This is a genomic window from Halolactibacillus halophilus, assembly GCF_900115605.1.
Classification (GTDB): Bacteria; Bacillota; Bacilli; order Bacillales; family Amphibacillaceae; genus Halolactibacillus; species Halolactibacillus halophilus.
The window spans coordinates 16,752-39,515 of record NZ_FOXC01000003.1 but is presented as its reverse complement, the minus strand read 5'-3'; the positions used below and the strand labels follow the sequence as shown (position 1 = coordinate 39,515).

Genomic DNA, 22,764 nt, shown 5'->3' with positions numbered 1-22,764 from the left:
GCCTCCGATTAGTTATTGTCGATTAATTTAATGGCATGATCCAGGACAGCGCTTCCATCAATTCGCCCATAAGCTACCGAATCAATCACAGCAACAGGCACACCTAGTTCTTCCCCGATCTTTTCAAATTTCTTTTTCATAAAGCGCATTTGTGGACCAATCAATAAGACGTCAGCTTCTTTCATATCTTCAGGTGCTTTGTCTTGAGCGACTGCCCAGATTTTTGTATCGAGTTCACGTTCATTTGAAACCTCTTCCATTTTTGATACGAGCAAACTAGTGGACATACCTGCTGAACAGGCAAGTAAAATTTTCTTCATGTTAATCATCCTTTCAAATGTGATGTGTTTTGTTGATAGTTCAAGTGTATGGTATAAGCGCTTTCATTACCACGTGTTGTTTTTCCGTATCGTTCCGGAAGTTTTCTAACCCTTGCTGTTGCAGAGGAAAATGAAGTGAGTGAGATGAGTCTATTAGATGAAAGGAAAAAATCCTGTTGATATTCACTATCTTTGTCAGATCAATATAGTGAAAAAAATATACGAAAAAAGTAAAAGTAATATATGAGAAAGTGATAAAAAGAAAGGGCTTTCTATTGACTTTTATAAAAAGGTTATTTAATATTAAATTATTAAGTTATCGATTAACTAATTGGAGGTGACCTGATGAATAAAGAAGAGATCAAACAAGAATTAACCGAAACAATTTTGCCTTTTTGGATGAAACTAAAAGATGAAAAATACGGTGGGCTATATGGTCGCGTAACGTATGATTTAGAAATCATTGATGTTGGAGAAAAAGGTGGAATAGCGGCGGCGCGTCATTTGTGGGCGTTCTCAAGCAGTTATCGGGTATTAAAGGACCCAGCTTATTTAGAAATGGCGGATCATATGTATCAATTTATTAAAGAAAAGTGTATAGACCGTGAATATGGTGGTGTATACTGGATGCTTGATTATCGCGGACGCGTTATTGACCAGCGTAAACATATTTATGCACAAGCGTTTGCGATTTATGGACTAAGTGAATATTACCGTGTTACGAAAAATAAAGAAGCACTTGATCTAGCTTTAGAACTCTATGATTTAATTGAAGTGGAAGGCTTTAACGAAAAAAGTGGTGCATATAAAGAAGAATTTACGCGCGAGTGGAAAGAAGCGCCGAATGTGATGTTAAGTGAGAACGGTGTAATGGCAGACGTTACGATGAACACACATATTCACATCTTAGAAGCGTATACTAATCTTTATAAAGTAGCGCCATCGACAGACTTAAAAGCGCGATTAGAATACTTACTAAAAATTCATTTTGAAAAAATCTATCAACCTGATCACTTTTTAGGTGTATTCTTTGACAGAGACTGGAAAAGTATTATTAATCTTCAATCATTTGGTCATGATATAGAAGCGTCCTGGCTAATGGATGAAACAGTAAAAGTGTTGAAGTTAGAGGAACCAAAATATGATCAAATGATTACGGACATCGCGCGTAATATTTTATCAGTGGCAGTGAACGTAGACGGCTCCTTACAAAACGAACGTGAAAATGGTGTCGTTGATGAGACGCGCATTTGGTGGGTCCAAGCAGAAACAACCTTAGGGTTTTATAATGCCTATGAAAAAACAGGTGATAGCATGTTTAGACAAGCAGCGGAAGCTTGTTGGAATTATATCGTTCGTTATATGAAAGACACGCGCCCAGGCAGTGAGTGGTACTGGTCATTAAGTAAAGACAATATTCCCAATAGCCGTGAAATTGCTGAGCCGTGGAAAGTTTCTTATCATAATACTCGGAGCTGTTTAGAGCTCATCGAAAGGATGGATAAACAATGATTCATGAAAAATATTTTGAACTACAAGACAAACAAGAACAGTTACTAACAAGAAAAAATGAGGTAAACGAAGACTTTTATAACGGGATATATGATCGCTATCAATACCCGGTTATCACGCGTCATCACGTGCCGATTCACTGGCGATTCGATTTAAATAAAGACACGAATCCCTATTTCCAAGAACGTTTAGGGATTAATGCGACTCTAAATCCAGGTGCGTTATATCATGACGGAAACTATTATCTCGTCGTTAGAACAGAAGGATTAGATAGAAAGTCTATTTTCACATTGGCTGTAAGTGATAATGGTGTCGACAATTTCCGCTTTATCGATGCCCCACTCGTCTGGGAAGATATTGATCAAAAAGAGACGAATATGTACGATATGCGACTAGTAAAACATGAAGACGGTTATATTTATGGTATTTACTGTTCGGAAAGTAAAGACCCAGATGTACCGGCAACTGACACATCGAGCGCAATCGCTCAAGCTGGACTTGTTAAAACAAAAGATTTAAAAACATGGACCCGACTACCAAACATTAAAACACCATCACCGCAACAACGTAATGTCGTACTTCACCCAGAGTTTGTGGATGGGCAATATGCGTTTTATACGCGTCCACAAGATGGGTTTATTTCAACCGGTTCTGGTGGAGGTATTGCTTTTGCGTTATGTGATGATATTGAAAATCCCGTCATCACAAAAGAAGAAGTGATTCATGAACGTGAATACCATACGGTCTATGAAGTGAAAAATGGTCAGGGTCCAGCGCCGATTAAAACGGCTAAGGGTTGGATTCACATTGCACATGGTGTGCGTAACACAGCCGCTGGTTTGCGTTATGTCTTATATGTATTGGTGACAAGCCTAGACGATCCGACGGAAGTTATTGCCGCACCAGGTGGACACTTTATCGCGCCTTATGATGATGAGCGAATAGGGGACGTGTCAAACGTGATTTTCTGTAACGGTGCTGTTGTTAATGAAAAAGATCAGGTCTTCATTTATTATGCATCGAGTGATACACGTGTACATGTCGCAACAACAACGATTAATCAGTTGTTAGACTATGCCTTTTATACACCAGAGGATCAGTATCGTTCTCTAGATAATGCCAAAGTTAGACAAGAGTTAATTGAAAAAAACGAACAATTATTAAGTCTAAATTAAATGAAGAAGATCCTACTCGAATTAAGGTTGGTTTATTGCCTTATGGCCTAAGGTTTGGTACTATTAAAGAGGATTCATTCAATTAATTAACTAAGTTAATCTACTTAATAAAGTTATAACTTAGTTTGAAATGATAAGACAATGAATGACTGGACGTTCGAAGATGGGATGTGTTGAAGATGGCGAATGTTACAATGAAAGATATCGCTGAAAAGATTGGTGTCAGTAGTGTTACAGTATCAAAGGCATTAAATGATAAAGAGGGCGTTAGTGATGCGCTAAAAGATAAAATAAAACAACTTGCAGATGAGATGGGCTATCGATATAATACAACGGCAAAATCAATGAAAAATGGCTTAACCTATAACATCGGTGTCGTTATTCCTGAACGTTTTTCAGGTGGAATGTCACAATCGTTTTATTTCCGTGCATATCAACAAGCTGCCCGTGTGTTTGAACAGTACGGGTACTACGGAATTATGAATATCTTAACGGATGCAGATGAAGAAGCGTTAAAGTTACCACGCTTGTATTATGAAAAGAAGGTAGACGGCTTTATTTTCTTAGGCCAATTATCGAGTGACTACATTAATATTATTAAAGAGATGGACATGCCTAAAGTGTTTCTTGATTTCTATGATGAACATGATGAAATCGATTCAGTTATTACCGATAACTTTTTTGGTGCTTATGATTTAACGAACTTCTTAATTAATAAAGGGCATAAAAAGATTGGGTTTGTTGGGAACCTGCATTCAACGAGCAGTATACAAGACCGCTACCTCGGCTACTATAAATCACTATTAGAACACGGGAAAGATATTAACGCGGATTGGATTATAAATGACCGTGATCAGCGAGGGAAATACATTGAATTTCAGTTGCCAAAAGATATACCATCATCTTTTGTCTGTAACTGCGATCAAGTTGCCCATGCATTTGTAAAACGATTAAAACAAGAAGGTTATCGCGTTCCAGAGGATGTATCCGTGGTTGGTTTTGATAATGATATTTACGCTACAATTACTGAACCGAATTTAACTACTGTGGAAGTTGATATTGATGAAATGGTTACAGCAGCTGTCAAAGTCATAATTAAAAAAGTTCAAGGTAATAATAAATGTTACGGAAGACAATCGGTTAAAGGGAAGATTATTAAACGTGACTCTGTATCAGACAAAAGACAAGAGTAATGCTCTTGTCTTTTTGTCTTAAGAAGGGAAGTGAGAACAATCGGTACGAAAGTCGTTGAATGGACGCTAACGGTGTATCACTACATTGTGCTAGCGCTATATTTTTGGGTAGGAATATTAAGAGGGCTCATTCTTTATGGGATAACACCCGCATGTGTCAGTGTATTTCTAACGTATGAGGCCATGAAAAAAAATGAAGACGTTGATGACAAATATATTAAACAACAATTTTTTAAACATTACCGGAACTATGATCACTACAAGCTCCTCTCATTTCTTATCAGTATCGGTTTGTTGTTGTTGATGGCTTTGTTTACCTATAGTTTAGCTAGAGGTGTATCGCTTGTACTTGTCGTCGTGATTATTTATTTCTTGTTGTTATTAATTGGAACAATGAGCTTTACCTTTTATCATCTAATGCTAAATAAAAAACCAGGGCGACTTGCTTTTGCTGAAGGTTTTGTTGAAATGATTAAAGAATTAAAAGTGACGGTGCCGCTCGTTATTGCGGTAGCTTTATTACTCGGTATTTTATATTATAATGCAGTACTTTTTCTCATTGTTTTTCCAGCTGGATATGCTGCTGTTGTGACAGGTTTAGTTAAGAAATCAAGTCAAAGCTAGAGTGATCTTTATGGATTCCTTTTTTAACCAATCATTTTAAGTTTATTTTTCACATGTTTCAGCTCTGTTTATGCAGCTGAAACATGTGTTTTTTTCTCATGAATTGTAAAACCAAATGCCTAAACTTTTTATCAAGCGCAATAAAAATAATTACCATGTTAGTAGCGAATGTGATACAATTATTATAAGCTAATCGATAAGTTAATTTTATTAAGGGGGACTATATGGAATTAGGAGTATTTAGTTATAGCTATCATTTAGCATTTGGAAAACATGAGGTATTTAAACCCGAAAATCCTATGGATATATTTGATTTTATGGATCTAATGTGTAATCTTAATGTTGATGGAGTGCAAATAGATATTATGCATTTAGAAAGCCGGGACTCTGATTATCTTAGCAAAGTGGGTCTGTATGCAAAAAATAAAGGCCTGTTCATTGAGTATGGTTCTACAGGAATTGAAGAAAATCATACATTGAATGAGTTATATGTAGCTCATAAACTGGGTGCGAAACTCATGAGAACATTTATGGGTTTTAATCGATATGATGGATCTTCCGATGCTCAATACGAAGTTGATAAAGCAATAAACGTCATAAAAGATATTATACCAACAGCAAATGAATTAGGCATCAAAATTGCTATTGAAAACCATTGTGATGCCACTGTCGATGAAATGGTTGAAATCATGCAAGCAATTAATAGTGAAACAGTTGGTGTTTGTGTTGATTTAGGGAACTTTATGATACATCAGGAAAAACCAATTGATTCAGTTCGAAAATTAGCACCCTATATCATCAATACTCATTTCAAAGATTATACAATGGAGATGATGAATTGGGGATTCAAATCATATGGCGTTCCTTTAGGTCAAGGAATCATAGATTTGAAGGGGATACTAGAAATTCTCAAGCGTAGCTCGAATTTAAACAGAATAGTATTAGAAATACCTGTTGAAAAAGATATTAACGAAGATGCCACTCTAAAAAAAGAAAGGGCCTACGTAGAAGAAAGCGTTCGTTACGCTAGGGAAACTCTAGAAATATTTTAAATACTATATATGTTAAATCTAGAAATATTGCAAACTTTATAACACCACTTATCATTCGCATGTTTCAGCTCTTTTTATGCAGCTGAAACATGTGTTTTGTTTTGTGCTTTTTTCTATGGTTCAACATTCCTATCATCTAAAGCTTTAAAGCATCGTTGGATAAGGCTATGGTTTGCTTTTAGTTCATCAGAATACTTTAACATAATATCTACAACGGATTTAGATGGCAGCTGTCCGAACATAGTATAGTGCTTATATTCTGTACTTGAGAGGACCTTACCATATTTTAACATGAGTCGCTAGTATCGCTTGAACCGACGGTATTTTTTGTTTTCGCCGTTTGATATGTTGAATACTTATTCGAGATATGTCTTTTTTGTTCCTCCAGTGGGAATAACGATCGATGATGACTTCGTACCATTTATAATAATGGCGTAGCCTTCATTCATATCAAATGTTGTGAGTAAGAGAGTTTATCTTTTTATATAGGATTGTTCTCAGGTGTCCCATTGAAGTTGGGTGGAAAACGAGTTTTCGAGTGGTGTTTTAAACTACTACAGTAGTAAAGTGCAAAATTAATAACGTAATAAATAAAGTAATAATATATTTATTTACTTAAATCAGTCAGCTATAATAGAAGATATATCGATTGAAAATGATCGGGGGAGGGGTAGCCTGGAATAGAATAGTATCTGTGCCATATATAGTCGAGTAGTTAAAACTCCATGAATTATGGTTTTTAATTAGATTAAGTAAATTTACTTAAATTAAATTTTATTATTAAGTAAAAAATAAAAAGATTTAACAAAAAGCTATTGACGAGTAACCGTTTTCAATATACAATGTAGTTATTAACTTATCGATAACTTAAAGTTAGGTTAATGTTAGTTTTTAAAAAAGAAAGGGTGTTTAATTATGGGTAAAAAGTTGATGGTTTTATTAATGAGTCTGTTTATGTTAGTTGCTCTAGCGGCATGTGGCGGGGATGACGATACGTCAGGTTCAGACGGTACTGGTTCAGATGATGGATCAAGTAAAGATGTGCCAATGAGTGAAGCATGGAAAGACATGGATCCTGAAGAAATCGAAGGCGATTTAACGGTTATTACAAACCGTACAGATATTGTTGACGATGTCTTCCAAGATTATAAAGAACAGTTTGAATCGAAGTATTCTAATGTAAATGTGACGTTCGAAGCATTGAATGATTATGGTGGTGATATTATGCCACGTATAAATACGCAAGATTTCGGCGATGTACAATATTTACCTACTGAGTTACCAGTTCAAGATGTTCCAAATTTCTTTGAGCCTATGGGTACATTAGAAGAAATGCAAGAAAAATACTTAGGTGTTGAAGAACGTGCAGTTAATGATACCGTTTATGGTATTCCAATTGCGGTTACGTATACAGGGGTTGTCTATAATAAAGCTGTCTTTGAAGAAGCTGGTGTAACTGAAATACCCCAAACTAAAGCAGAATTTTTAGCGGCGCTACAAATGGTGAAAGATAATACTGACGCCATTCCGCTATATACAAACTATGCAGATGCATGGCCATTAACGCAATGGCAGGGAGCGGTATCAACGACAGCTGGTACTGAAACCTATTATAACATCGATAGTTTAGAAGATCCGCGTCCATTTGAAGCGGGGGATCCGCACTACGATCATTACAAACTTATGTATGATGTGGCTGAACAAGGTTTAATTGAAGAAGATCCACTTACAACAGACTGGGAAGCTTCTAAAGTCATGATGAATGAAGGCGAAATTGCGACAATGGTTCTTGGTTCTTGGGCTTTAGGTCAAATCCAAGGAGCAGGTCCGAACCCTGATGATATTGCAATTATGGCCTTTCCTAATGATGCAGATCGAACATTGTTCTCTCTAAGTGGTGATTATAATATTTCTATTAGTAAATTTAGTGAAAACAAACCGGCAGCTTTTGCGTGGGTTGATTGGTTTATTAATGAATCAGGATACTCTGTGGAGCAAGCTGGTGGTATTAGTGCAGCTAAAGATATGCCACTTCCTGATACATTAGCGGATGCAGAGGCAGCAGGTGCTGAATTCGTTATGCTCGAGCCATCTCCTGAAGAATTAAAAGGTAAATTAGACGCGATTGATAAAGAATCAGAAGTTGGTCTATGGATGCCGGATAAAAAACAAATTTTAATTGAAGCAGCTATTGGTAATCGTGACATGTCCTTTGATGATGTTATGAATGACTGGAACGATGCTTGGGAAACAGCTTACAACAAAGTTATGGAATAACGTTAAAACAGCTTAAATAGATAGAAAGGGAGTGCTTCATGTGCTCCTTTTCTCATCTTTAATAGATAGAAATACGCTTGCGGCTAGAGATTAGGCATTAGGAGGTGCGGACCCTTGTCAAAAATAAAGCAGATAGTGAGTAAGTTAAGTTTTTCAAAAATTTCTTATAAAGCGCAACGTAATATTATTATCGTATCGTTTTTAGCAATTCCGATGATACTACTTATAACGTTCGCGTTCTTACCGGTAATCAATATGTTTTGGTATAGCTTTACCGACTGGAATGGCTATAGCAAGATGAATTTTGTTGGGCTTGAAAACTATAAAACGATTTTTTCAAATCCAGAATACTTTGCGGTTTTTAAAGTAAGTTTGTATTATTTCTTCGCGACATTTGTTCAATTAGCAATTGCGTTATACTTTGCGACGATCCTTAGTTTTGAAGTGAAGTTCAAAAACTTTTTCAAAGGCATTTTGTTCTTCCCTTATTTACTAAATGGTGTGGCAATTGGCTTAATGTTTTTGTTCTTCTTTAGAGCAGATGGAACCCTTGATACTGTCCTTCAAGCAATTGGATTAGGGCAGCTTACGCAAAAGTGGTTAGGTAACCCAGATTTGATTAACTACTCGTTAGCAGGTGTGTCTATTTGGCGTTATATGGGCTTTAATTTCATTATTTTCCTCGGAGCAATTTCATCGATTCCAAATGAAATATATGAAGCGTCGGAGATCGATGGTGCAAATCGTTGGCATCAATTCCGTTACATTATTTTACCAAGTATTAAAATTATCGTGTCATTAAACTTAATTCTAGCAATTAGTGGATCCCTCAGTGCTTTTGAAATTCCGTTTATTATGACGGGTGGAGCGAATGGTAGTGCTACTTTTGTTATTCAAACAGTAAATACAGCATTTAAGTACGGTAAGATTGGTCTTGGTTCTGCGATGGCGGTAATTTTACTCTTTATTGTCGTTGTTGTAACAGGCGTTCAGAGAAAGTTCTTTAGTGGAGGGGATGAGTAAAGTGGACAGTAAACGAACGTTAGGGAAAGTATTTAAATATTTCACGCTGTTGCTTGGCGCAACCTTCAGTATCATTCCAATTTTAGCAATTTTCTTTGCTTCATTTAAGACAGGGAATGAATACGGATCAACAGGAGCTTTAGCTTTACCTGAGAATTGGTTGAACTTTGAAAATTACACACGTGCTTTTAGTGAAGGGAATATGTTGGTTGGTTTTAAAAACACCTTAATTATTCTAATCACTTCTGTTATTGGGACAACATTGATTGGCTCGATGGTAGCATTTGTGTTGCATAGATTTACATTTAGAGGAAGTAAATATATTTTAGGTGGATTTTTACTAGCGACATTAATTCCGGCAGTTACAACCCAAGTAGCGACATTTCAAATCGTTCACCGCTTAGGTTTATTTAATACCATCTTTGCGGCGATTGTGTTGTACCTTGGAACGGATATTATTGCTGTATATATCTTCTTGCAGTTTATGGACTCGATATCAGTTTCACTTGATGAATCGGCTATGCTTGATGGAGCTTCTTACTTAACGATTTATCGTAAGATTGTATTGCCGCTCTTAAAACCGGCAATTGTCACGGTGTTTATTATTAAAGGGGTTAACGTCTATAACGACTTCTACACGCCGTTCTTATATATGCCGAAAACTGATTTACAAGTAATATCAACATCGCTCTTTAAGTTCCAAGGACCTTTTGGAGCAGAGTGGCAAGTGATAACTGCTGGTGTCATGATTGCGATTATTCCTACATTAATTGCCTTCATTTTCTTACAAAAATATATTTATAACGGATTAACGAACGGATCGGTTAAATAATCGATACTGAAAGGGGACATTTACTATGACAAAAGTTAAAATAATAGCTGATAAAATTCATGCAATGCCTTGGGAGGATAAACCGGCAGGATTAAACGCGCCTGTTTGGCGTCACAGTCAAAACCCAATTATTAAACGTAACCCCGCAAAAGGGATTGCTCGTATTTTTAATAGTGCGGTTGTTAGTTATAACAATGAATTTGTTGGTGTTTTACGTGCTGAAACGATCGATGGGCGCCCACACTTACACTTAGGTAAGAGTCAAGATGGTTTGAACTGGGAGATTGAAGAAGAAAAAATTCCATTCGTTGATGAAGAAGGTAACAGCTTCCAACCACCGTCAGCGTATGATCCACGGTTATTAAAAGTAGAAGGAACGTACTACATTATTTGGTGTACGGACTTCTATGGTGCGGCAATTGGTGTAGCAAAGACAGATGACTTTAAAACGTTTGTCCGCTTAGAAAACCCGTTCTTACCATTTAACCGAAATGGGGTATTATTCCCACGTAAAATTAACGGTAACTATGTGATGCTGTCTCGTCCAAGTGACAGTGGTCATACACCATTTGGTGATGTGTTCTTAAGTGAGTCACCGGATATGACTTACTGGGGCAAACACCGCCACGTAATGTCAAAAGGTGGCTACGGTTGGTGGCAAAATGTGAAGATTGGTGGCGGTCCAGCGCCGATTGAAACGTCAGAAGGTTGGCTTATGTTTTATCATGGTGTTACAGGCACATGTAACGGTTTTGTTTACTCGATGGGTGCGGTTATTTTAGACCTCGAAGAACCTTCAAAAGTGAAATATCGTTCAAAAAACTTTGTGTTAACACCGGAAGAACAATACGAAACAACAGGTTTTGTTGATAATGTTATCTTCCCTTGTGCGACACTACATGATGCCGACACAGGTAAAATCGCTATCTATTACGGCGCAGCTGATACGTATGTTGGTCTTGCATACACAACCGTTGACGAAATTGTTGAATATGTAAAGGAAACCTCAGAAGACGTAGCGGATGATGCAGAGATAGGAATTAAGTGATTAATCAAAGAGGCTAAGACACCTTGTACTGGGTGATTAGTCTCTTTTGATTTAAATCAAATTAAATAAAAATATAAAAAGGATCTTTTATTAAAATGAGAGGTGTAAAAATGAAAAATAAAAAACCAAATATTGTTTTAATATTAACGGATGATCAAGGCTACGGAGATATTGGCATACATGATAACGAGCATATTGAAACACCTACGTTAGACCGTTTAGGAGAAAATAGTGTAAGATTTCATAATTTCCATGCTTCACCTGTTTGTGCTCCAACCCGAGCTTCTCTTTTGACAGGGAGAAACTTCTTAAAAACAGGTGTTTCTCATGTTCATGGTGGTAGAGATTTTGTGAATATTGATGAAGTAATGCTACCAGAGGTTTTAAAAGACAATGGATATAAGACTGCTATGATGGGGAAATGGCATTCTGGTAAAACAAATGCTTATTTACCTTACAATCGTGGCTTTGACGAGGCATGGGTTGCTACCTTATATCAACATTATAATTGTAGAATGGATTATAACGGTCATATGGTTGAGACTAAGGGGTGGACAACGGATGTTTTAACTGATTTAGCTATTGATTTTATTGATGACAATAGTGATCAACCTTTTTTCTTGTACTTACCCTATTTAGGTCCTCACGAACCTTGGGAAGCGCCTGATGCGTATGTAGATAAATATCAGGCGAAAGGTTTATCGAAGGGTTTGTCAACAATATATGGAATGGTTGAACAAATTGATCAAAACGTTGGTAGACTTTTTAACAAATTAGAAGAAAAGAATATAATGGATAACACCCTAATTATTTATATGAGTGACAATGGTCCAATTGGCGACTGTTCTATAAATGGTAGTTTGACTCAAGCTGAAATGGATTTAAGAAATCCACCAAATATGAGAGGGAATAAAGGGACTATATGGGAAAATGGTTCGCGAGTACCTTGCTTTATTCAGTACCCTAAGAAGTTCAAACCGCGCTTAATAACTGACTTTGCTAGTTGCATGGATATATTCCCAACGATTTTAGATATCACAAATTCAAATATGTTGAACGAGTCATTAAGTATCGATGGACTAAGTTTAATACCGACTTTAGAAGGTGATTCCGATGTACCTAATAGATTTCTATTTAATGGTACGCATGAAACTTGGTGGGAAGGTAGAAATGAAGAGTGGGAGGTTATGCCCACTAGTGAAAAACTGACATTTGAACAACAAAGAGAAAATATTTCTGTTAGAGAAGGGAAATATAAACTGGTTAAGACAGGTCTAGATACTTATGAATTATTTGATATAGAAGAAGATCTCCAAGAAACGAAAGATTTGTCTTTAGACTATCCTCAAAAAACCGAGGAGTTAAAAGCTGCCCTAAAAGAATGGTATGTCGATTTAATTCACTCGGGTAGATCGCACCAAATCGCAACGTTTTATATTGGCTATAAAGATGAAGACAGTACATTGATTCCAACATATGCACCCGTACATTTAGAGGGGCAAGTAAAAGCATCTAGTCATTTTACGTATAATTGGACCAGTGCAGGCGATGCCCAAATTATAAATGTAGACGTCCTAGCGGATGATTATTATAAGCTGTCATTTAAAGGTAAGGTTATAAAGCCAAACACTATAATTAATGTGCAAATAGGCGAACAAAAAGTTGAAGGAACACTTCGATTGAACGAACAAACGGAGTTAGGAGTTGTAAAATTACCAAAAGGTAAAACGTATCTTACCATCTCATTAAAAAGTACATCAGCAGGTGAGGGTGAAGCAATCCAATTTGGTTATCCTGCAGATGGTATTGTTATAGAGAAAGTGAATAGAAATTAAGAAAGGCTTACCTATTATTTGGTGAATAATAGGTAAGCTAATTATATATATAGGGGGGAGAGTGATAAAGATGTTTAGTGATATAAATAAATCAATAGGGCTGATGGTAAAAACGGTAGAAGAAGCTTGTAATTTAGCATGTGATTATTGTTACTATAGCAGGTGTGGGGGCCTTGTGAAAGATTTAAGTACAATTGATGTGGATTTAGTAGACGTCATTATTAAAAAAACGATATCAGAAGGTTACAACATTATTAATTTTGTTTGGCAAGGTGGGGAACCGTTACTTGCTGGATTGGACTTCTTTGAGCGAGTAATGGCTAGTCAGAAAAAATATTCTAAACAAGGAATAACTTTCACAAACGCCCTGCAGACAAATGGAACATTAATCACAAAGCGATGGGCTATATTTTTTAAAAAATATGGGGTTATTGTTGGTGTGAGTCTAGATGGTACAGAAGAAATAAATGATAAGCGAAGAGTAGATGCGGCTGGTAGAGGGAGCTATAACCGTGTAATGAAGGGTATAAATTATTTGAGAGAAGAGGGAGTTGCGTTTAATGTTTTAACCGTTGTCAATCAAGAGAATGTTGACAGAGCTGATGATTTAATGACGTTTTTTGAAGAGCAATCTTTTGGTTTTATCCAATTTTTACCTTGTATGGACTTTAGTTCACATGATGCGAGTCAACCAGGAGTCTATGAAATAACACCAAAACAATACGGGGATTTTCTTTGTGATCTTTTTGATCATTGGTTTAATGAGGGACATCCAAATACGTCTATACGTTTTTTTGAAAATATGTTGGCTTTTTATTTGAATCGACAACCAACCGTCTGTATCCAATTGGATAAATGCCCACTAAATTTATTAATAGAACCGAATGGAGATGTCTATCCATGTGATTTCTATATAGATGAAGAATACAGGATGGGAAATATGCTCGAAGATTGTTTCACTGATATTATTCAACATGATCACTATAAGAAATTCCAGCAATTAAAACCAGCGCTTTCGGATGCGTGTCAATCGTGTGAATACCAAGGATTATGTAACGGTGGTTGTCCGAGAAATCGTGTGTTAGGTTCATCAAAGGATAAGTCGCAGGATTACTTTTGTGAGAGTTATAAACAGGTTTATAAATACGCAGATCAACGTATGAGAGTTGTGGCGGAAAATATAAAAATAGTGTGGTGGAAAGACTATTTAGCACGGGGCAATAATCTTCCAAATAGAAATGATCAATGCATATGTGGAAGTGGTAAAAAATATAAAAAGTGTTGTATGGATATGGTAGCTAGTGAGACAGAAAAGATAGGACTAAAATAGAATGGGAATGACTAGTATGAAATTTATTAAAGGATTTACTTTCGGTTGGGATAGTAGGCGGGGTGACTTTTTAAAAGAAGCAGCAAAGAGAAGTTTACGCCTAATGAAAGAACGTACCGCAAGTGATACAGTTATTATTGCTTTAAGTGCCTTGCAGGAAACCGCGCATACGACAGAGGTTGATTACTGGGATGAACATATGGTCAGTGATGAAGAGCTCATCGAAATGATTAAATATGCAAAAACGTTAGGATTAAGGGTTATCTTAAAACCGACAGTAAATTGTAAAGATGGAACGTGGCGTGCACATATTAACTTCTTTGATTTAGATGTTCCGTGTGAACCGAAATTCTCAGATTGGTTCAAGTCTTACACGGCTTATCAGACACATTATGCCGATATTGCCGAACGAACGGGATGTGAGATGATGATTGTGGGTTGTGAGATGGTTCAAACAGAAAGACGGGCAGATGATTGGCGCGCACTCATTCGTGAAGTAAGAGAGGTTTACCAGGGCCTTGTTAGCTACAACACGGATAAGTATCAAGAGAATCGCGTTACATTTTGGGATGCGGTTGATGTAATCTCATCAAGTGGTTATTACCCAACGGGTCAATGGGAAAAAGAACTTGACCGCATTGAGAAGGTTGTGACAGCTTACGATAAACCGTTCTTCTTTGCTGAAGCGGGTTGTCCAAGCCGGAAGGGCTCTAGTCAAATTCCAAATGATTGGGGACATGTAGGTGATGTTAATCTTGAAGAACAAGCCCACTTTTATGAAGACATGTTTCGGACGTGTGAACGCTACGGATTTGTAGAAGGTTTTGGTCTTTGGGACTGGAACACTTTACTGCACACACTAGATGAAGTTGAAGATCATGATGGTTACGGTGTCTATGGGAAACCGGCTGAACAACTAATTTTTGATTATTATCGTAAGAAATGAGGAAACATTATGCATCTTGATTTACCAATTGAAGAACTAAAACGTTATCAGGGTATAAATCCAAAGCCGTCGGATTTTGATCAATACTGGTCAGAAGCATTGGCTGAACTCAATGCGCTATCACTTGATTATGAAGTGGTGGAAGCGGACTTTCGAGTTGAAGGTATGACGCTCTATCATTTAACCTTTACCGGTATAGGTGGTATGAAAGTGCATACGAAATGGGCGAAACCACATCAACCGACCGGTCAAGCAGTTGTGATGTTTCATGGTTACGGTGTCGATAGTGGTGACTGGCTTGATAAAGTGGCTTATGCCAAAGAAGGTATTCATGTGTTTGCGATGGATTGTCGTGGTCAAGGGGGGTTAAGTGAAGATACGATTGTCACGATTGGACCGACGGTTAGAGGACATATTATTCGTGGGTTGAAAGATAAAGATCCAAAAAATTTATATTACCGCGCGGTCTTTTTGGATACGGCTCAACTTATTAAAATCATGCAGTCAATGAAAGATATTGATCCAAACCGAATAGGGTCTTACGGACAAAGTCAAGGCGGAGCTTTAGCGCTTGCGGTCGCAAGCCTTGTACCAGAGATTAAAAAGACGTATAGTGTGTACCCGTTTTTAAGTGACTATAAGCGTGCTTGGGAAATGGATGTCACAAACTCAGCCTATGAAGAGCTTTCCTTTTACTTTAGAAATGTCGACCCACTACATCAATTTGAAGAGGAAACGTTTTTAAAGTTAGGTTACATTGACCTACGTCATTTAGCACCACGGATTCAGAGTGATGTCATTATGGTGACGGGGATGCGCGACAATGTTTGTCCACCATCGACGCAGTTTGCGGTGTTCAATCATTTAATTACGAAGAAAACGCATCGTTTATATCCAGAACACGGTCATGAACATATTCCACATCACGCTGATGAGGCTTTTCAGTTCTTTAAATTACTTTAAAAAAGTATGGAGAGTTTAGGTTAAAACAAAGATCTTAACCATAAACATATTATCCGAGGAGGACCAGAATGAAAGCATTATTACTGGAAGAAAAAAATAAGGTATTCGAAATGAAAGTAGGCAATATAGAAAAGCCGATTGTTAATAAGGGAGAAATTTTGATCAAAGTAATTGCTACGGCCTTAAATCCTGTAGACTATCAAACCGGTAATCAAGGAAATCCGAATTGGTTATATCCTCATATTTTGGGTTTAGACTCAGCCGGTGTGGTTGAAGAAGTGGGTGAGGATGTTACGAATATTAACGTTGGGGACAGGGTGGTTTATCACAGTGATTTAACGAAAAAAGGGGGATTTGCTGAATATGGTGTAACGACAGCTCATACAGTTTCATTGATTCCGAAGGGAGTATCTTTTGAAGAGGCCGCTGCTCTTCCGTGTGCTGGCTATACAGCTTACCAAGCACTGTTTCATAAAATGAGTGTTTCAAAAGGGAAAACAATTTTGATTCATGCTGGTGCAGGAGGAGTTGGTGGTTTTGCTATTCAATTAGCAAAAAATGCTGGGTTAACTGTTTTAACAACAGCTTCTTATAACAATCACGAGTATGTAAAAAGTTTAGGCGCTGATTATACGATTGACTACCATAAAGAAGATTTTGCAGAGAAAAGTTTGGAAATCACTCATGGATTAGGTGTTGATTTTATTATAGATACAGTAGGACGTGAGAATGCTAACAAGTCGTTAAAAGCGCTTGCTTTTAATGGCCATATTGCCTTTATTGCAGGGGCTCCGGATATAAATAAGGCTATTTCATTTGCACATCCTCTGTCTTTTCACCAAGTAGCACTTGGAAGTGTGCATCAGTCTAATAACGCAAAGGAACAACGAACACTCTCGCAAATGGGGGATCACATGCTTATGCTTCTTCAAGAAGGTAAACTTGACGCACTTGTTGCAAAGGTGATTTCGTTAGACGAAGTTCCAGAAGCGTTAGCTGAACTGGCCACGCGTAAGGTTAAAGGGAAAATTGTAGCAAAAATCGGCTGATTTAACTGTAGATCATATTAAAATAGAGGAGGTTTCATATGCGATTAGGAGGATTCGTTTTTGTTGACCATTTAAACCCAGAATCATGGGTGAAGAAACATCTTGAGAAAGGATTTAATAGTGCTGTTTTACCGATTGATCATACATGTTCTGAAATACAGAGAAATGACTATAAAGCTTTAGCGAAAGAGCACGATATATTGTTGAGTGAGGTTGGTGCATGGAGTAATCCGATTAGCTCTGATCGTGAGACGCGAAAAAAAGCCATCGATTATATTAAGCAACAACTCGCTTTTAGTGATGAGATGGGTGTGAGAACATGTGTTAATATTGCAGGTTCACTTGGCTCCGAGTGGGATGGCCCTCACCATGAACATTATACTCAAAAAACTTTTGAACTTATTGCAAGAACTATTCAAGACATTATAGACGATGTCAAACCAACGCAGACAACATATAGTCTCGAGATGATGCCTTATACACCTCCAAGTGATGTATGGGATTACAAACAACTTGTTGACATGATTGACCGAAAGGCATTTAAGATACATTTTGATCCGGTCAATATGATTAACAGTCCAAAATGTTATTATCAAAACGGAACGGTCATTTCTAACTTCATCGAGGAACTAGGTGATTCAATCATAAACGTCCACTTAAAAGATATCTTATTGACCTCAGATTTAACAATAAATTTAAAAGAAGTTTTACCAGGCAGGGGACAATTGGATTATCCGGTCTTGCTTAAGAAACTCGACACATTGGATCCGGATTTACCAGTTATCATTGAGCATTTGCCTGATGAGCTGAGTTATGATTTAGCTAGTCAGTATATCCGAAAAGTGGCAGAAAAAAATCACATCACTTTTAAATAGTTATTAAAACAAATGTTCTTTATCAAACATACTAAGATTAGTAGTGTAATATCCAAAACAATGGATTTATGCTACTTTTTAAATTTTCGTTTGAGTAAGATATTTTAGGTTAGAAGTTCTCGGCTTTTTTGTACAACTGATTTGTTTATAAATGTAACTACTGAAATAAAGTATATAGATTTTGCCTGACTAATGAAGTAAGAATGGGAGAGGTTACAGATGGAAAAAAGACAATTAACGGATTGGACGTTTAAACAAGTAGGAACGAAACATACTTATCCTGCTTATGTACCTGGGTGTGTTCATACGGATTTATTAAAGAATGGTCTAATTAGCGATCCGTTTTATGAGGACCGAGAAAAAGAGTTGCAGTGGATTGATAAAGAAGATTGGCAGTATGAGACGACATTTGAAGTGACACAGAAGATGCTAGAAAAAATGATGACACTTACCTTTCACGGGCTGGATACATACGCGGACATTTATATCAATGGTGTGTGCGTTAAACAGACAGCTAATATGTTTAGAATCTATCATCTTGATTTGAATCAGTACGTTTCACTAGGGAAGAATACGTTAGTCATTGTCTTTCAGTCACCAATTAAGACTGATTTACCGAAACTTGATGCGCTTGGATACCAATTACCGGCCGTTAATGACGATAGTGAGATGGGTGGATTAGGTGATAAGAAGTTGAGTATCTTTGCCCGTAAAGCGCCGTATCACTACGGTTGGGATTGGGGACCGCGATTTGTCACCTCTGGTATTTATAAGCCGGTTGAATTGATTATTTACGACGCACTCGTCGTTGATGATATCTATGTCCGCATGGATTCGGTTGAGAAAGATGAAGCAGTTGGTGAAGCGGAAGTGACAGTATCAGTAGCAAAGCCAGGGCTTTATACGTTCACGCTTCATACCGAAAATTTTCGCATCGAGGAGACGTTTGACCTGCAGCATAATCAACAAACAGTCACGTTGCCTGTGGTCATTAACAATCCAACAAGATGGTATACACATGATTTAGGTGAGCCGTATTTATACACGTTTACGTTAACGGTGCGAGATGAGATGTGTTTAGTAGCGCACACACAGGTTAAAACAGGTTTAAGAAAAGTCCGACTAGTAACAGAACCTGATGAAGCAGGGCAGTCGTTTTATTTTGAATTAAACGGTGAGCCACTCTTTATAAAAGGTGCGAACCATATTCCAGGTGATAGCTTTGTCACAGAAGTCACCAAAGCGAGCTATCAAAAAGAAATCGATGCTGCCTTATTTAGTAACATGAATATGTTGCGTGTCTGGGGTGGTGGCATATATGAAATGGATGAGTTTTATGAGCTGTGTGATGAAGCGGGTATTCTTGTCTGGCAAGACTTTATGTTTGCGTGTAGCATGTATCCAGGAGACGCAGCCTTTTTAGACAATGTCAAACAAGAAGCGATTGATCAAGTCATACGTTTAAGACGTCACCCTTCACTTGCGCTATGGTGTGGCAATAATGAAATGGATTCAGCTTGGGCGCATTATGAAGAAAATGGTGGTTGGGGTTGGAAGCAAGCCTTTAGTCATGATTTGAGAGAGAAGATCTGGGCTGATTATCAAACGATTTTTCACACGATTCTTAAAGAGGTTGTTGATGAGCGTACTGATGTTTGTTATTGGTCCAGTTCTCCCCTTAAATTTGAAGCAAGTGATGCGTCACGACATGCGCTCGGAGTGAGTGGTTCAGGTGATGTCCATTACTGGGATGTGTGGCACGGAAAACAACCGTTTACCTCCTATCACGATCATGTCGGACGATTCATGAGTGAATATGGCTTTCAGTCATTTCCGGAAAAAAGCACCATTGAAACGTTTATGACTGAAAAAGATTACCAAATTGATTCTGTTCCAATGTTGCATCATCAAAAGAATGGCGATGGCAATCATTTGATTGAGACATATATGAAAGATGCCTTACCGGAACCGAAAGACTTTGAAAGTTTCTTATACTTGTCGCAAGTGCTTCAACAAGAAGCAATGAAACAAGCGATTGAAGCGCATCGAAAAGCAATGCCGTACTGTATGGGGACGCTTTACTGGCAACTGAATGATTGTTGGCCAGTTGCCTCGTGGTCTAGTGTCGATTATTATGGTCGTTATAAAGCGATGCATTACCAAGCAAAAGAAAGTTTTAAATCACAAATTTTGGTTGTCAGTGAGACCGATCAACAGCTCGCGATTCACGGAGTGAATGACCAAGAAGCGGTGACCGGTAAGTTAAGTGTTGTTCTTCAGACGTTAACTGGTGAGGTGTTATTTGAGGAAGTGGATAATGTAACGTTGATGCGGAAAACGAGTACGACACTTAAGATGTTTGATCAATCAAACCTGTTAGAAGGTGTTGAGCCTGCCGGTCTAGTGTTAGTTGTTCAATTTAAACGTATGCATGAACAAGTGATCGAGCAACGACACTATTTTGTTGAAACAAAAGCGTTAGAACTTAAAAAGCAAGCAGTGACGGTAAAACAATTGAAAAACCATACGTATGCTATTTCATCGTTGGCTTTCCAAAAAGCCGTTCGATTAGTAGCCTCGGTTGAGGGACATTTTTCAGAGAACTATTTTGATTTGTTACCGGATGAAGTGAAAGAAGTGGTATTTTATCCGAGTGATGGAAGTCAGTGCATAGATATAGAAGCAGAAGGCATGGGTGCTTTTATAAAATAGTATCGAGAGACACGTGATAGCTGAAAGAATCAGACGTTGATCATTGATATGGTCAACGTTTGATTGTTATCTTCCTTCGTTTATGTCTTTTACGCTACCTTTATCCGCAGTTGACGATACGTTTGTGCTAAACTTAAGAAGGAAAGTTAATAACAAATCAATAAACAGACTTATTTTACTGAAAGGAGAAACTATGATTATCTTAAAACAATTTGATGAATCAGACTATACCGCATTTATTGAGTGGCAAAAGGATGCAACAGAAAAAGACTTATTTCTTTTTGCGGGTCGTACCTTTACACCACCTGTCACAAAAGAACAATTAGTTGCCTATGAAGCGGAAGTAAATCGAAAAACGCTACCCGTCAAGCTTTTTACTGTCATCCAAAAAGACACAGGAGAAAAAATAGGTCATATCCAAATGTCAGATATTGACGCTGTGAATAAATCGGCCTTTTTAAATCGTGTATATATTCGTGAAGAAAGCCGAGGAAAAGGATATGGAAAAGCTTTAATAGAAACGATGAAACGTTATGTTTTTAGCGACTTGGGTTTACACCGTTTATCGCTTTATGTATTAAGTAATAACTTAGAAGCAAAACAGATGTATGAACAAGTCGGTTTTAAGGAAGAAGGCGTAATGCGTGATGCCCGGTTATTTCAAGGGGACTATCTTAGTTTACACTTAATGAGTGTATTGGCATCTGAGGTTGCGTCGTAAAGTTACGTTCTTTTAAACACCCTTTTTACCGAGTTTAATTACTGCTGATTTATCAGCTTTAGTACTCGGCTAAAAAGGGTTTGGCTAGATCAATCAAATATGTGCTATGGCGTGTTAACAGATGATATTATTGCTGTTTCGTCGACGCTACCGCCGCTATTAATCAGTGTTATTTTCGTCAGTTTGTTCAATGGAAAGTGATTCCAGGGATAATGGATATTTGGTCCACAAGTGTTAATGAATTGCATGCTGCCGTTCGGTCAGTATACGGTCGGATCAAAACACGTTTGAAACGTTGAGTTATCACTTGTCGATGGTTGGCAATTTCACTCCGCTGTCATTACTGCTTATCGCCGGATTCAATCCAGATGAGTTAATCTAGATGTGATTTAAAGAACGCTAACACCTCTTCAGCTGTCGTTGCTGAAAAGTCAGGCGTGACGTCACCTTCTGGAGTCCGGAGTCGATGATTAAACCAGACAACGGAAAGTCCAGCGCTTTTAGCGCCTAATACATCATTGATGTAGGCATCACCAATATAACAGGTGGTGTCTTTGTTTAGTTTGAGTGTATCGACGATATAGTCAAAGACACGTGGGTCCGGTTTTTGAAACGGTAAAGAACCAGAAATAAACTGTTGATCAGGGTTTATCCACTGATCTATGCCGAGCTGCGTTATTTTCATCTGTTGGTGGTCGGTGTTGCCGTTTGTAAGAACCGCGAGATTGATCTGTTTACTGTTTAAATAATCAAGCAAAGTTTTTATTTCAGGTATGAGTGTGATTTGGTTCTGGTAAGAGACATACGCTTCCTGAAAGCGAAGGGCTGCTTTTTTTGTGATCGCATAACCTAAGTCTTTCAATGAGGCGGTGATGCGGTAAACTTGTAAGTCTTCTGTTGTTATTTTTCCGCTTTGTTCTTCATCAAAGACGTCATCGCTATATTTGCGGCTAAGAAGATATAATTTTTCAATATCTGTCTCAGTAAAGGGGTAATCAAAACTATTAACGAGTGCTTGTTTAAAGGGTAAGTGCTGGTCGTATAACGTATCATCGACATCGAAAATAACGGTGGAAAGCTGTTTATTCATAGGAGTCGCCTCTTTCTTTTTAGGTCAGTTATTTGCATTTTAACTTCACTTATTTTAACATAAAATGAGTGCGCGAAAAAGTTTCATAAGTTTTAATTGTGCTAATTTTGAGAATATTCACTTGAATGAGTGAGGGATTTTTGTTATAATGGGTCGGGTAGACTCACATAAAAAAACTAAGCTTTAT

At 37.5% G+C, this 22,764-nt stretch carries 19 protein-coding genes; 17 read left to right on the top strand and 2 right to left on the bottom strand.

Going from position 1 to position 22,764, the window contains the following annotated elements; translation table 11 throughout:
* Positions 1-8: 8 nt before the first annotated feature.
* Complete coding sequence (locus BM098_RS02305; RefSeq protein ID WP_089829990.1) at positions 9-320, bottom strand: PTS sugar transporter subunit IIB; 312 nt, start codon at positions 318-320, stop codon at positions 9-11.
* 345 nt (positions 321-665) lie between these two features.
* On the opposite strand from BM098_RS02305, the gene BM098_RS02300 reads away from it, so the two are divergent.
* From BM098_RS02300 to BM098_RS02220, 17 genes are all read left to right on the top strand, one after another.
* Positions 666-1,832: an AGE family epimerase/isomerase gene (locus tag BM098_RS02300; protein WP_089829988.1), complete on the top strand. Its 1,167-nt coding sequence runs from the start codon at positions 666-668 to the stop codon at positions 1,830-1,832.
* Positions 1,829-3,007 carry a glycoside hydrolase family 130 protein gene (locus BM098_RS02295; protein WP_089829986.1) on the top strand — a complete coding sequence of 393 codons (1,179 nt, stop codon included), beginning with the start codon at positions 1,829-1,831 and terminating at the stop codon, positions 3,005-3,007. The genes BM098_RS02300 and BM098_RS02295 overlap by 4 nt, the downstream gene beginning before the upstream one ends.
* A gap of 179 nt (positions 3,008-3,186) precedes the next feature.
* Positions 3,187-4,200, top strand: a complete 1,014-nt coding sequence (locus tag BM098_RS02290) for a substrate-binding domain-containing protein (RefSeq protein WP_234987382.1) — start codon at positions 3,187-3,189, stop codon at positions 4,198-4,200.
* Between the two features lie 30 nt (positions 4,201-4,230).
* Entirely contained in the window at positions 4,231-4,824 is a 594-nt protein-coding gene (locus tag BM098_RS02285; RefSeq protein ID WP_089829985.1) for a DUF624 domain-containing protein, read from the top strand.
* Positions 4,825-5,048: 224 nt separating this feature from the next.
* Positions 5,049-5,876 carry a sugar phosphate isomerase/epimerase family protein gene (locus BM098_RS02280; RefSeq protein ID WP_089829983.1) on the top strand — a complete coding sequence of 276 codons (828 nt, stop codon included), beginning with the start codon at positions 5,049-5,051 and terminating at the stop codon, positions 5,874-5,876.
* 915 nt (positions 5,877-6,791) lie between these two features.
* Positions 6,792-8,153, top strand: coding sequence for an ABC transporter substrate-binding protein (locus tag BM098_RS02275; protein ID WP_089829981.1), 1,362 nt, complete (start codon positions 6,792-6,794; stop codon positions 8,151-8,153).
* Positions 8,154-8,267: 114 nt separating this feature from the next.
* A complete protein-coding gene (locus BM098_RS02270; protein ID WP_234987381.1) occupies positions 8,268-9,176 on the top strand; it encodes a carbohydrate ABC transporter permease in 909 nt (302 codons plus the stop codon).
* Between the two features lies 1 nt (position 9,177).
* On the top strand, positions 9,178-10,008 hold the full coding sequence (locus tag BM098_RS02265) for a carbohydrate ABC transporter permease (RefSeq protein ID WP_373863171.1): 831 nt from the start codon (positions 9,178-9,180) through the stop codon (positions 10,006-10,008).
* 25 nt (positions 10,009-10,033) lie between these two features.
* Positions 10,034-11,056 (top strand): glycoside hydrolase family 130 protein, encoded by a 1,023-nt coding sequence (locus BM098_RS02260; RefSeq protein WP_089829977.1) that lies wholly within the window; start codon positions 10,034-10,036, stop codon positions 11,054-11,056.
* Between the two features lie 110 nt (positions 11,057-11,166).
* Entirely contained in the window at positions 11,167-12,891 is a 1,725-nt protein-coding gene (locus BM098_RS02255; protein ID WP_159430087.1) for an arylsulfatase, read from the top strand.
* Positions 12,892-12,961: 70 nt separating this feature from the next.
* Positions 12,962-14,221 (top strand): anaerobic sulfatase maturase, encoded by a 1,260-nt coding sequence (locus tag BM098_RS02250; protein ID WP_089830101.1) that lies wholly within the window; start codon positions 12,962-12,964, stop codon positions 14,219-14,221.
* Between the two features lie 16 nt (positions 14,222-14,237).
* Complete coding sequence (locus tag BM098_RS02245; protein ID WP_089830099.1) at positions 14,238-15,167, top strand: glycoside hydrolase family 113; 930 nt, start codon at positions 14,238-14,240, stop codon at positions 15,165-15,167.
* Between the two features lie 9 nt (positions 15,168-15,176).
* The gene (locus BM098_RS02240) at positions 15,177-16,130 is read left to right on the top strand and encodes an alpha/beta fold hydrolase (protein WP_089829973.1); all 954 of its coding nucleotides are present in this window, start codon (positions 15,177-15,179) and stop codon (positions 16,128-16,130) included.
* A 68-nt stretch (positions 16,131-16,198) separates the two neighbouring features.
* Positions 16,199-17,179 (top strand): zinc-binding dehydrogenase, encoded by a 981-nt coding sequence (locus tag BM098_RS02235; protein WP_089829971.1) that lies wholly within the window; start codon positions 16,199-16,201, stop codon positions 17,177-17,179.
* Between the two features lie 38 nt (positions 17,180-17,217).
* Positions 17,218-18,054, top strand: a complete 837-nt coding sequence (locus tag BM098_RS02230; RefSeq protein WP_089829969.1) for a sugar phosphate isomerase/epimerase family protein — start codon at positions 17,218-17,220, stop codon at positions 18,052-18,054.
* Between the two features lie 219 nt (positions 18,055-18,273).
* Positions 18,274-20,766 (top strand): beta-mannosidase, encoded by a 2,493-nt coding sequence (locus BM098_RS02225; RefSeq protein ID WP_089829967.1) that lies wholly within the window; start codon positions 18,274-18,276, stop codon positions 20,764-20,766.
* Between the two features lie 193 nt (positions 20,767-20,959).
* The gene (locus BM098_RS02220; RefSeq protein ID WP_159430086.1) at positions 20,960-21,487 is read left to right on the top strand and encodes a GNAT family N-acetyltransferase; all 528 of its coding nucleotides are present in this window, start codon (positions 20,960-20,962) and stop codon (positions 21,485-21,487) included.
* A 373-nt stretch (positions 21,488-21,860) separates the two neighbouring features.
* Here the strand turns inward: BM098_RS02220 and BM098_RS02215 are convergent, their stop codons facing one another.
* Positions 21,861-22,577: an HAD family hydrolase gene (locus BM098_RS02215; protein WP_089829963.1), complete on the bottom strand. Its 717-nt coding sequence runs from the start codon at positions 22,575-22,577 to the stop codon at positions 21,861-21,863.
* Positions 22,578-22,764: the final 187 nt, after the last annotated feature.